Annotated in this window: 10 protein-coding genes; 4 read left to right on the plus strand and 6 right to left on the minus strand. The window is 42.1% G+C overall.

The annotated features are described in order from the left end of the window. Positions 1 to 195 precede the first annotated feature (195 nt). Together ileS and UYI_RS36310 are read right to left on the minus strand one after the other, a co-directional pair. A complete protein-coding gene (gene ileS, locus UYI_RS0100530) occupies positions 196 to 3,072 on the minus strand; it encodes an isoleucine--tRNA ligase (RefSeq protein WP_016864740.1) in 2,877 nt (958 codons plus the stop codon). A 278-nt stretch (positions 3,073 to 3,350) separates the two neighbouring features. Continuing rightward, positions 3,351 to 3,593, minus strand: a complete 243-nt coding sequence (locus tag UYI_RS36310) for a hypothetical protein (protein WP_157226271.1) — start codon at positions 3,591 to 3,593, stop codon at positions 3,351 to 3,353. Positions 3,594 to 3,934: 341 nt separating this feature from the next. On the opposite strand from UYI_RS36310, the gene UYI_RS0100540 reads away from it, so the two are divergent. Next, entirely contained in the window at positions 3,935 to 5,461 is a 1,527-nt protein-coding gene (locus UYI_RS0100540) for a slipin family protein (protein ID WP_016864741.1), read from the plus strand. Positions 5,462 to 5,533: 72 nt separating this feature from the next. Here UYI_RS0100540 and UYI_RS0100545 read toward each other — a convergent pair whose 3' ends face one another. The 3 genes from UYI_RS0100545 to UYI_RS0100555 all read right to left on the minus strand — a co-directional run bounded on the left by UYI_RS0100545 (position 5,534) and on the right by UYI_RS0100555 (position 8,764). Continuing rightward, on the minus strand, positions 5,534 to 7,159 hold the full coding sequence (locus UYI_RS0100545; protein ID WP_016864742.1) for a serine/threonine protein kinase: 1,626 nt from the start codon (positions 7,157 to 7,159) through the stop codon (positions 5,534 to 5,536). A gap of 107 nt (positions 7,160 to 7,266) precedes the next feature. Next, positions 7,267 to 7,794 carry a hypothetical protein gene (locus UYI_RS0100550; RefSeq protein WP_016864743.1) on the minus strand — a complete coding sequence of 176 codons (528 nt, stop codon included), beginning with the start codon at positions 7,792 to 7,794 and terminating at the stop codon, positions 7,267 to 7,269. 229 nt (positions 7,795 to 8,023) lie between these two features. Further along, complete coding sequence (locus UYI_RS0100555) at positions 8,024 to 8,764, minus strand: Ycf66 family protein (protein WP_016864744.1); 741 nt, start codon at positions 8,762 to 8,764, stop codon at positions 8,024 to 8,026. A 300-nt stretch (positions 8,765 to 9,064) separates the two neighbouring features. Between UYI_RS0100555 and gndA the strand changes: the two genes are divergently transcribed. Further along, positions 9,065 to 10,495, plus strand: coding sequence for an NADP-dependent phosphogluconate dehydrogenase (gene gndA, locus UYI_RS0100560; RefSeq protein ID WP_016864745.1), 1,431 nt, complete (start codon positions 9,065 to 9,067; stop codon positions 10,493 to 10,495). 321 nt (positions 10,496 to 10,816) lie between these two features. Next, positions 10,817 to 11,335, plus strand: a complete 519-nt coding sequence (locus tag UYI_RS0100565) for a P-loop NTPase family protein (protein ID WP_016864746.1) — start codon at positions 10,817 to 10,819, stop codon at positions 11,333 to 11,335. Between the two features lie 22 nt (positions 11,336 to 11,357). On the opposite strand, the gene UYI_RS36315 is transcribed toward UYI_RS0100565, so the two are convergent. Then, positions 11,358 to 11,567, minus strand: a complete 210-nt coding sequence (locus UYI_RS36315) for a hypothetical protein (RefSeq protein ID WP_146007593.1) — start codon at positions 11,565 to 11,567, stop codon at positions 11,358 to 11,360. Between the two features lie 72 nt (positions 11,568 to 11,639). Here UYI_RS36315 and UYI_RS0100570 point away from each other — a divergent pair, with 72 nt between their 5' ends. Continuing rightward, the gene (locus tag UYI_RS0100570; RefSeq protein ID WP_016864747.1) at positions 11,640 to 12,794 is read left to right on the plus strand and encodes a SpoIID/LytB domain-containing protein; all 1,155 of its coding nucleotides are present in this window, start codon (positions 11,640 to 11,642) and stop codon (positions 12,792 to 12,794) included. Positions 12,795 to 12,893: the final 99 nt, after the last annotated feature.

Consider the following 12,893-nt stretch of genomic DNA (forward strand, 5'->3'; position numbering starts at 1 on the left):
CACAGCGATCGCTGTGCATCTGTGTCAAGTTTTTTGAGATTGTGGCGAGGTGGAAGGGATAGTAATTATCGAACACCGATGAACACAGATGAACACAGATGTTTTTGGCGTTGGCTTTCTGTGGTTTATCGGTCTGTATCGGTGTGCCATGAGTGTTCGATTTTCTACCCACAGACTAGAACTCACTGACAACTGTTAAAACTCTCCCGCTAATGCAGCCACGCACCGTTCACAAATGAGTGGATGTGCTACATTCTCTCCCACATGAATAGAGTAATTCCAACAGCGATCGCATTTTTGCCCGTCTGCTTGTAGTACACCAATCCGCCACTTATCGGCTTGCAAGTTGTATTTTGAACCTTGCAGTTTTTCTGGTGCATCTACCAATTCCACCTGGGAGGTAATGAATAAGTAGCGAAGTTCGTCTACACCGTTGCTGTTGCTAGCATTCAGTGATCTGATTGCACTCAATAATTCTGCATCACTGATGTAGAGCAAGATTTTTGCTTCTAGGGAGGAACCAATCATTTTTTCTACCCTAGCTTGTTCTAATACCTTGTTGACATCAAGGCGAATCTCCCGTAGTTGTTGCCAAAAAGCTGCTAGTTCTGGGTTATGCCAATTTTGTTCCAATTGTACCCAACCAGATTCAAATACTGATTTATAAGGAGTCTGGTAGGGAAGATACTGCCAGATGTCCTCGGCTAAGTGACATAATACAGGTGCGATCGCTTTTGCTAAGTTTTCCAGTGCATACCAATACACTGTCTGACAACTGCGACGGCGCAAAGCATTGGGAGTACTGATGTACAACCGATCTTTGGCGATATCCATATAAAAGTTGGATAAATCCACCACACAGAAGTTCTGCACTGTTTGGAAAAAGCGGAAGAATTGGAAGCTATCGAATGCTTCAGTAACTTCCTGGAATACCTCTGTCATCCGGTGCAGCATGTATTTGTCTAGCTGCGGTAATTGTTCATAGGGTACAGCATCTTTTGCTGGATCAAAATCATGCAAATTACCCAGTAAATTCTTGGCGGTGTTACGAATTTTGTTCCGGATATCAACCAGTTGTTTGATGATATTGCTACCCAGGCGCACATCGGAGGTATAGTCTACCGACGATACCCACAACCGCAACACATCAGCACCGTAAGCCGGCTCTTTTTTCTGATCTTTGCCACCTTCAATGACAATAGCCGGATCGACAACATTTCCCAGCGACTTACTCATTTTCCGCCCTTGTTCATCTAGGGCAAAACCATGAGTCAACACGGTTTTGTATGGCGCACAGTTGTTAACAGCGACACTGGTAAGCAAACTCGACTGGAACCAACCCCGATGCTGATCTGAACCTTCTAAGTACATATCCGCAGGGTAGCGTAATTCTGGACGCTGCTTGACTACAGATGCCCAAGATGAGCCAGAATCAAACCACACGTCCATCGTATCTGTACCTTTACGGTAGGTGCGGCCATTATTGCGGTATGTTTGGGGTAGCAACTCCTCAACAGATAATTCCCACCAAGCGTCAGAACCTTTTTCAGCAATAATTGCTTGGACGTGGGCGATGGTTTCCTCATTCAGCAGTGGTTCTCCACTAGCTTCATCGTAGAATACCGGGATGGGTACACCCCAACTCCGCTGACGGGAGATACACCAGTCAGAACGATCCGCAACCATCGGTGTGATTCTATTTTCACCTTGGGCAGGAATCCATTTTACAGAAGCGATCGCTTTGAGTGCTTCTTCGCGAAATCCTTCTACAGAAGCAAACCACTGTTCTGTCGCCCGGAAAATCGTTGGTTTTTTTGTCCGCCAGTCGTAGGGGTATTTGTGGACGTAGGGTTCTTCTTTCAATAAGGAACCAGCACTAGTCAAAGCATCAATTACCGCCTGGTTCCCATCACCAAGCACATTCAATCCAGCAAACTGTCCTGCCTCGTCGGTAAAGTTACCATTGTCATCAACTGGGGCTAAAATGGGCAAACCGTAACGCTGACCAACAATGTAGTCTTCTTGACCATGCCCAGGGGCAGTGTGGACTAAGCCAGTACCAGATTCAGTAGTAATATAATCGCCACCAATAACAATCGGACTTTCACGGTCATACAAGGGATGACGATAAGTAGAATGTTCTAAATCTTTGCCTTTGACTGTGGCTTTTACTGAGAGTGGAGTTTCCAGGGTGGCAGACAGGCGTTCTACTAAATCAGCAGCGACAATAAGGTATTTAAACCCTAAACCTTCTCGTGATGAAGTAACTTCTACAACTGCGTAGTTAAGTTCTGGATTCAACGCCACTGCCAAGTTACCAGGAATTGTCCAAGGTGTAGTTGTCCAAATTGCTACACCTAAATTTGGTAAAAATTCTGATAAAGCAGGTTTTACCGCCTCTGCCAAACTCGTCACTGGGAAAGCGGCGTAGATACTGCGAGAAGTATGGCCCTCTGGATATTCCAACTCAGCTTCTGCCAAAGCAGTTTTAGAACTAGGACTCCAGTGTACTGGCTTCAAGCCACGATAGATGTAACCTTTTAACACCATCTGTCCGAAAACACCGATTTGGGCTGCTTCGTATTCCGGTGTTAAGGTCAAATATGGATGTTCCCAATCACCCCAAACTCCGTAGCGTTTGAAACTATCACGCTGTTCATTGACAGCATTTAGGGCAAATTCTTTCGCTTTCTGCCGCAGTTGTAAAGGTGTCAAATTTTGCCTTTCGGCAGCTTTCATATTCTGTAAAACTTTGAGTTCAATCGGCAAACCATGACAGTCCCAACCAGGAACATAGCGCACTTTCCGACCACGTAGCAGTTGGTAGCGATTAATAATATCTTTGAGAATTTTATTTAAGGCATGACCAATATGCAGAGAGCCGTTTGCATAGGGAGGCCCATCGTGCAATATAAATAATTCGCCGGGATTATTTTGAGATAGGCGATCGTAGATTTTATTCTCTTCCCAAAATTTTTGGATTTCGGGTTCACGCTTGCTAGCGTTTGCCCGCATATCAAATTTAGTTTTGGGTAGGTTTACAGTATCCTTGTAGCTTCCAGTTTCTGTCACAGCTTCATGCCTGAATTAGCAGCAAATGATGTTGTTCCAATCATTATAGAATCCACGCGTCCAGAACGGCTAACTAGTACAAGAAGGTACGCGAATTGTTTGATAGTTCGGCTGTGCTAGATTTGGAAAAGATAGTAGTGAAGTTGCAAAGCTGTAGTTCGGGTTCTGTAAGCCCGACTGGTGCGCTGACCTCTGGTCTAATTGCGTATACCGCCAAGCACTGCATACTATTCACCGTTTGATTAGCTGAATCCTACATCAAACTCCCCAAAGTTAGCTCACTGGTAGAGCGATCGGTTTCCAGCCGATTGGTTGTAGGTTCGATTCCTATACTTTGCACCAACCCTGTCCGGGTCAAAAGACACTACCACTTTCATGGTAGGGAGAAATCCCAAATTACAAACTCTGTGATGTAGGTATTCCACAACTGATGTCACCCTGTGATCTTCAGTAGTGGCAGTTAAGGAGCCAGCGCGAGTGTATTCTTCTCTTACTTGAGTATGTCCCTTCGTTTTTCTCATCTGGTTTCTCAACGAGATTCGCCGAACGGAAAGACTGAACGGCATATCAGAGAGTTGTTTTCTTTTTCTTGATCGCCCACGGGTAGTCTAGGAAAAGAAGCAACAATCTTAATCCAGTTTGGGAAATGCCTTCGCCCGCACCGAAACTGTAATATACCTACATTGGCAGAGTTAAAAATTTTTGTAGCATTTGTAGTACTAGAGCCAGATAAAATGCTATAACTTGGATATTCAAAAAACATTTATTATGTGTTGCTTGGGTTCTCAATACCAAGTAACACTTATTCATATCAAGTATTTTCCATCAAGTAAAGTTGCCCAAATTACCTATTGAAATTTCTATGTGGAAAACCTTTTATATTAAACCCAACGAAATTGGAATTTTATATCACCGTAGTGATTTTAAGAAAGTTTTACAGCCTGGTTACTACAGATATTTTGGTTGGCATTGGCAGGTGAAAACTTATGACCTCAATCAGCCAGAAGCAGAGATTGAAAACCTAGAAATTTTGCTGCAAAATCACAGTTCAGACCTCAAACAATATCTATTGGTAGTAAGAACAACATTTAATCAAGCAGCTTTAGTTCGCTTAGGTCAAAATTGGCTAAGTATTGGGCCTAATCAACTACGGGCTTTCTGGCGGGGTTTTATTGAGGTAGAATCCCATCTCTTCAACTTGGAAGAAAATTTAGAACTACCTGCTGAGTTTGTGCAGCAATTACGTGGAATTGATTTGTATGGGCTGAAAAAGTTCCAAATCTTCGAGTATGAGATTGGTTTACTTTATGTACAAAATAATTTTGTACAACCCTTAGAACCAAGGGAGTATGCATTCTGGTCTGTAGACAAAGATGTTACAATTCGCACTCTTGGCCGGATTATACCAAACCCAAGCTTTCCTTTAGAAGATGTGCTGATTGAACGACATTCCGAATTTGTAGCAGTATACTGCAAAACGGTACAGCTAATAAGTCAGCAGGTAGCAATTGCACGTTATCAAGGTAAGGTCATTTCTATCCTCCCACCTTATAGCCGTAAGCTGTTTTGGCGAGAAGTTGAGGTAGAAATTATTGACATCAGCAATGATGCTAAGCTCCCGCCTCATCTAGTTGCAGAATTAGTATCTGGTTCGCCAGAGGTAGTGTCTTTGAGCAGTAATTGTTTGCATATTCGGGAAGTACCAGCACAGCACATTGGGCTACTGTACATTAATCAAGAATTTCAAGCGCAACTCCCACCGGGGATACATGCTTGGTGGATATTTGGACGTTCTTTGCAAACCGAAACAATTGATCTACGCTTGCAAAGTATGGAAGTATCCGGACAAGACATTCTCTCTAAAGATAAAGTGCCTCTGCGCTTAAATTTAACAGCTGGCTTCCGCATACTCGATCCATTGAAAGCAAAAAATGGTTTATCAGATATCAATGGTTTCTTGTACAAAGAGCTACAGTTTGCCTTACGTGCTGCTGTTGGTGAAAGAACCCTAGATGCCTTACTGGAAAATAAGGGGGCAATTGATACAAGCGTTGCTGAATACATTCGTGAGAAAACCGCAGACTACGGAATTGAAATTGACTCAGTAGGGGTAAAAGATATTATTCTCCCTGGTGAGATTAAGACTATCTTGAGCAAGGTAGTAGAGGCAGAAAAAGCTGCTCAAGCAAACGTAGTGCGTCGCCGTGAAGAAACTGCTGCGACTCGTAGTATGTTGAACACCGCCAAAGTAATGGAAGATAACCCCGTTGCCCTGCGTCTGAAAGAACTGGAAGTGCTAGAACGGATTGCAGAGAAGATAGATAGAATTCAAGTCAATGGCAGTTTGGATAGCATTTTAACGGAGTTAATTCGTATCAACAGACAATAAAAAAACTCTGCGTTACTCCGCGCTTACCTTTGCGTTCCTCTGTGTTAAAAAAACTATATATCGTCAAAGTAATTATTTCCTGTCTTTTTTGAGATGATTATAATTTCTTTTTAACTTCACTTTTATCCTGTGCCTGGTTTGCCGAGTTTGAGTTTTACGTCTTATATTTTGAGTAACTAATAGCTTTTTGGATTTTTGAACCTTAATGACTATTGTTGGTGTTTTTTCACTTGGCAATGTATTTGTTATAACTTTGATTGTTCTAAAGTCTCTATTTACATTTAGCTCTGTTTTTTCCTTTTTTGGTCTACTTTTTATTTTTTGCCGATTTTGGAGTATGACTGAGCGTTTTCTTTCTTGAATTAAATTATTTTTTTTATTTTCATGAGTATTAGCAGTTTTTAATAATTTTGATTCTGATTTTAAATTTGCTTGTAATTCTTGCTGTGGTTGAACTTGAGATTTTTTTTGTTTTACTTGTAATTGTGTTGCGATCGCTGCATTTTTAGCAACTACAGTAGCAGATGGTTTAATGTCTCTAGTTTGTTGAGATTTTTGATTAACAATGGAAACTTTTGAAGGAGTTAAAACAGAGGGTTTGGTAGTAGGAACTGAGTTTTTAGTGCTAATTGGATTAATCAGTGCTGTAACAGCAGCAATTAATCCTACTCCTGAACCGAGAAAGAGTTTCCAGGTTTTTTGGTCTGTCTGGCTAGGATGAGAAAACATTGTAGTGGCAAAAGATAACGCTGATTTTGGCAATGTTTGCAGTAAAGTTTTTTGTGAGCATATATCTGTCTGATTGATATCTTGCTCAATTTTTTCTAGCCATTGCCAAATTACCTGCGTATTCTCAGGGCGTTGATTTGCAACTGGAGCCATTAAACAGTCGATTAAATCTGCAAATAGTGGCGAAATCTGCAATGCATGAGGACGCCAGTCCAGTTGATTAGTTAAAGGATTATAGATAGCTAAATCTTGGGGTTCTTTACCTGTAAGTAGAAAAACAAAAGTGCGTCCGAGAGCAAAAAAGTCAGATTGCTGCACTGAGTAACCATTTTGTTGCTCTGGGGGAGAATAGCCTTTAGAAACAATTCTGGTATGACAAACGCCTTCTAAGATAGTTGTGGTAACTTGCCGTACTGCTCCAAAATCGATTAAAACCAGCTGTCCATTGGGTCGGAGCATAATATTTTGAGGTTTAATATCTCTGTGAAAATACTGCTGGTTATGTATCACAGATAGAATATTAACTAATTGTTTGAGCCAATCAAAAGCTTGAGTTTGAGAAATAGGCTGACAATGACGAGATTTCATCCATTTTTCTAAATCAACCCCCTCTATTTTTTCCATTACCAGACAATGCAAGGGTACAGAGCTATTGTTTGGTAGGACTGTAAAATAACCGTCAGGATCTACTTTAGGAATACCAGCACATTGCAACTGGCTCAAAACCTGTGCTTCCTGCTGAAAAAGCTCAATTGCTTTTGAGTTATCATCTGTGAGAACTTTTAAAACTTTGCGTGTACCGCGATCATCTACTGCAAAAGTAGTGCCAAAACCACCTTTGCCTAGTTTTTCAACAACTGTATAACGACCTTGCAGGAGTATTTCTGATCCACAGTTGTGACAAGTTGAATTATTTACATTTTCAGGAGCAAGAGGATTTGGACAACGGGGGTTAATACAGTAGGGCATTGTAAAAATAATATTTGCCTGTGTTGGTGATTGCGATCGCTCATCAGTCTATTCGACTGCCTTTAATTTTACATTATGCGTATTTTCACTGGACAGCACTGCCAAAATCAGTAAGTATAGAACTCAAGAAAGGTTTCTAAAGGTGTATCTATTTGAAATCGTTTGGATAAATTAAAACCTTCTAACTGCCAATTTAAATAGCTTCTAAATATTAATCGCGTATTACAGCTAGTAATCAGTTCTACAACACTATCACCCTCGAATGTTAATCCTTTCGGGATTGTAACCTTGCGAAAATTGATTGAGTTACGTCTTAGTTCCCTCTCTGCTTCCACCACTGTCAGACCATTGCAAATAATCCAAGGGTCAAGAGGAATTAATCCTGCATCGGGTAAATAAGGTTCGTAGGTGTAGATATGAGTCTGCCAACCAATTTCAGCTAAAACGTAATTTTTAAAGAAAAACGCAATATTTCCGTAAACCCACATTAACTCATCTGGATTAGATAGATTATATTGATACTCAGCCGTTGCTATTCCAAGCAACAGACGAACTTTCTCAGGGTTCATTCCTAAAACCACAGAACCAAATGAACCATTAATAAACAAATTTTTCAGAGAAACTGGTTGAGACACTGCCTTTACTGGTGTTGATTAGCCAACTCTTACATCGCTAATAAGTTTGCCGTGCCAACTAACTGCTTTATAGAGAAAAACTTTACTCTTCCCAACCCATTTCAACAAAGTCCATGCTCGAAATTACCTCTATGAGATTTTGCCACTGATAAGAGACAGAAAGCTGAAAAGCCTATGTTATTGACTTCTGACCCTCTATCTCCAGCTTTCTCGTCTGTTTGTACCCTCTTTAACTAGGGCGATCGCTCGGTGGTGTTTGTTCGGGTGGTGCTTCGGCTGGTGGGGCGAGTTCGGCATCCGGTGCAATTTCTTCTACAGGAATTTGTTCTAATTTTTCTGCCACTTCCTCGGCTTGAGCAGCAGCTTCTTGGGCAGCTTCTACCAAGTCAGGTGATGGCGGGTGAGGGGGAATTGCCTCCGGTACACTCTCTGTTTTAGCTTCAGTATCAACAGGTGTGGGTATATCTGCTGACGGTGTTGCTTCTACTGTAGTAGTATGATGATCGGTAATCTCAACAGCGGGTTCTTCTGTAGGTTGAGGGGTTTCTGGTGTCTTTGTACTGACACTTTGTTGGACGCGATTCTTGGCACCAGAGAAAATTCCACCCAGTCTGCTTTGTATCTGTCCTAAACGTTCTGGCAACGATAATTTAGTCACCTGTTCCTGAATCGTATTTTGCACTGCTTCCGTACTGGGTACAGGGGTTTGTTGTGCAGAAGGGGCTAACTGACGACGCAATGAAAGGGTTTGCCAACCAAACCAAACCAAAAGCGCCACACTGGCAATATGACCTAGTAACAGACCCCCGGTAATGCGTGGCGCAAACACCCATAACATTAATGCGTAAAACAGTCCTATACCGCTCCAGATAAAATCATTTTTACGATGAATTTCTGGGAAAAAGAAAGCCGCTAAATAAATGGCTATACTACCAAGACCTACTGTTAGTGCTAGGACATGTGCCAGCATTTCGTGTTTCTCCTTAACTACGTCATGGGACTGGTGATTGTTGGTAATTGGTGATTGATAGTTGGTTATTGGTGGTTGGTAGTTCGAAACAACAAACAACAAACAACAAACAACAAACAACTAACCACTAACTAATTTTGCAAGATAATTGTTGATTTCGATACAAATTGAAATTACTTATCTGTGTAGTTTGTGCATTTATACTCTGTCGCTGAACTTTTAATGTCTTCTTTAGGAAAGAAGCGAAAATCTCGGACTACCCTTAAAGATAAAAGATCACGAAGAGTTAGCCAAAAATTTATGACCCTACAAAGCTTTGGTGTGATTGGCTTGGCCGTCATGGGGGAAAATATCGCGCTCAACGTAGAGCGTAATGGCTTCCCAATTGCTGTTTACAATCGCTCACGCGAAAAAACCGACAAGTTCATGGCAGAACGTGCCCAGGGCAGAAACGTCAAAGCTGCTTTTACCCTGGAAGAGTTTGTCGCTTCTCTGGAACGTCCCAGAAAAATCTTAATCATGGTACAAGCTGGTAAACCTGTAGATGCAGTAATTGCCCAGCTCAAACCTTTGCTTGATGAAGGCGACATCATTATCGATGGCGGTAACTCTTGGTTTGAAGATACAGACAGACGCACCCAAGAACTAGAACCCGCTGGCTTCCGATATATCGGTATGGGTGTAAGTGGTGGTGAAGAAGGGGCGCTCAATGGCCCTTCTTTAATGCCAGGAGGTACTGAAAGCTCTTATCAGTATCTGTCTCCTATCTTCAATAAAATTGCCGCCCAAGTAGATGATGGCCCTTGTGTTACCTATATTGGTCCTGGTGGTTCTGGTCACTATGTGAAAATGGTACACAACGGCATTGAGTACGGCGATATGCAGCTAATTGCTGAAGCCTACGATTTGCTGAAAAATGCTGGGGGATTGGATCACAATCAGCTACACGAAGTTTTTGCCGAATGGAACACCACCGATGAACTCAATTCATTTTTGATTGAGATCACCGCTAATATCTTCCCCTACATCGACCCAGATACAAATTTACCTTTGGTCGAATTAATTGTGGACTCGGCTGGGCAAAAAGGTACTGGACGCTGGACAGTGCAGACAGCATTGGAATTGGGGGTTTCCATACCTACAATCACAGCAGCAGTAAACGCTCGCATTATTTCTTCCTACAAACAAGAACGGGTAGCTGCATCTAAGGTACTTACAGGTCCTTCTGGTAAGTACAATGGGCAAACCAAGGACTTCATCAACATGGTGCGTGATGCCTTATATTGCTCAAAAATCTGTTCTTATGCTCAAGGGATGGCACTACTATCCAAAGCTTCACAAACATACAACTGGAATTTGAAGCTGAGTGAATTAGCACGAATTTGGAAAGGTGGCTGTATTATTCGCGCAGGATTTTTGAACAAGATTAAGAAGGCTTTTAACGAAGATCCAGCATTACCTAACCTGTTGTTAGCGCCAGAATTTAAGCAAACAATTCTCGATAGACAGGCAGCTTGGCGGGAAGTCTTAGCAACTGCTGCAAAATTAGGAATTCCCGTACCTGCATTTAGTGCATCTTTAGATTACTTTGATAGCTATCGTCGCGATCGCTTGCCCCAAAACCTTACTCAAGCACAACGCGACTACTTCGGCGCACATACCTACGAACGCATCGACAAACCAGGTACTTTCCACACCGAATGGGTTCCGATTACTGAAAAGTCCCATTAAATCTTCATCAAGTTTTAAGCTGGGAAGCTAAAAGTGGCCCGAGTTTCAGGGCCACTTTTTTAAGTTGGTGGTTAATTGTCATTTGTTAGGGGATTAATTTGAGAAGCAAACTCATGATCTATCTGTGTGCATCGGTGTTTATCGGTGGTCGATTTTTCATGCCTTCGTTGTGGGCAAAAAACCCGTGAGGGTCTTCTTCAAATCGAGATGATATCCTTATTTAATTAGCTTACCTGCACTATCAAACTTGAGTATCAGTGCATATTCACCAGGTTAGTTCCCTAAATAATTTGATTTTCACAAACCAAATATAATTGCTATATGCAACGTATTTCCGTCGTAGGGACCACTGGTTCAGGTAAAACGACTTTGGCGCGGCAAATTCAACAGCGCCTTAACATTCCCCATGTAGAGTTAGACTATCTGCACTGGGAACCCAACTGGACAGAAGTAGCAGATGATATTTTTCAACAGAGAGTTTCTCAGGCACTGTCAGGTGATAGTTGGGTAGTAGATGGTAATTACAGCAAAGTACGGGAAATTATTTGGCGAAAAGCAGATACAATTGTTTGGCTAGACTATGCTTTTGTTTTAACTATGAGTCGTCTGCTGAAACGGACATTTTGGCGCGTAGTGACGCAACAACCAGTCTGTAATGGCAACCGCGAAACATGGAAAACTACATTCAGTCGTGATTCTATTTTGTTATGGGGACTAAATACCTACCACAAAAGGCGAAAAGAGTACCCAATTTTGTTTAGTCAACCGGAATATGCTCACCTACAAGTAGTACATTTGCGATCGCCACAAGCGGCACAAGATTGGTTATTTAGTTTATAAGGTCTTGTTGAAATCAGAAAGCTTAGGCAGAATAGGTTAAAAACACAGACTCATCGGTAATTCGGTTCCCTATCGTTGATATGACAAAATCAAGCCAAAGGCAAAATCTTAGCTGATCAGTGATGCGTAACCCAGAAGTAATGAAAACGTAAATATTGGCAGCAACAGATTTGTTGGTGACGCTAAAAGAAGCGATCGCCACACAAGTTATGCCATCAAATATCCCTATCATATGGAGATTCAAACCCTATCTCCGGGAAACTACTGTCAAAGTGAGCGTCTGATAAATATAAACTGTAACTAAATGATCAGCGGCATGAAATTCCAACTGTTCTTAGCCTCTTTGTTTTCCCAAATCAAAGGACGTCATTGGTGGTTCGGTGTACTTTTATGGATTGCATTATGTCTACCAGCCCAAGCGTCTGTGATCCTGCGGGTGGCAATTGAACGGGATGCCCAGCAGGTTAAAGTTGGCAGTTCTACAACTGCGATTGTCAAGGATGGTAGCGGGCGTACTCTGGGACAACTACCAGCAATGAATGCGTACTATGCCCAAACAGTTCCCGGTGGAGTAGCCTTAGATAAGTGGCAATCTGGTTTGTTTTGGATTGAACCAACAGGTAAGGGATTTGTTTATATAGGCGATCGCTGGTATCGAGGAAGAACTTTAGTTGTTCCCACAAATAAAGGTGTCACTGCTGTTAACTGGGTAGATTTAGAAGAATATCTCTACAGTGTTTTGGGTGGCGAAATGGATAGCCGTTGGCCCCTAGAAGCCCTCAAAGCCCAAGCGATCGCAGCTCGTACCTATGCCCTTTATGAACGAGGAAGACAGCGCAACAATCCCATTTACGATTTGGGTGCTAGCCCTGATCGCTGGCAGATCTATAAAGGTGTGATTAGCGAATCTCGTAACACTTATGCGGCTGTTGACGCTACCGCCGGGCAAGTCCTCACTTACAACAACCAAATTATCCTCTCAGTTTTTCATGCTTGTTCTGGTGGACATACTGAAAACGTCGAAGATGTTTGGTTAAGCAAAGAACCCTACCTGCGTGCTGTTCCCGACTTTGATCAAAATATCCGCGAATGCTATTGGATGAGAAATTTTACCCCTACGGAAATTAGCAGTAAATTTCCAGAAATAGGTAATGCCAAACAAATAATTATAGAAAGTCGATCGCCTTTTAACAGTGTGAAAGCTTTAAAAATTGTCGGTGACAAAGGCGAAAAGATACTACGAGGCGAAGAAGTACGTACAGCCTTAAAGCTAAAAAGTACCCGCTTCAATGTCTCCAACGGTAATGGTGGTTTCACATTCCAAGGGTTAGGTTTTGGTCATGGTATTGGCATGAGTCAATGGGGCGCTTACAACCTAGCTTTGCAGGGAGCCAGCCACCTGCAAATTTTAGGGCATTACTACAAAGGTGTAGCCCTGACGCCGATTAAGGTGAAATAGGGGATTGGGGAGTGTGAGGGGTATGAGGAGTGTGAGGAGTATGAGGGGTGTGAGGAGAATAACATAGTAACCATTCCTCCTTGTCTCCCTTGTCCTCCT

This window comes from Fischerella muscicola PCC 7414 (assembly GCF_000317205.1).
In the GTDB taxonomy this organism is placed as follows: domain Bacteria; phylum Cyanobacteriota; class Cyanobacteriia; order Cyanobacteriales; family Nostocaceae; genus Fischerella; species Fischerella muscicola.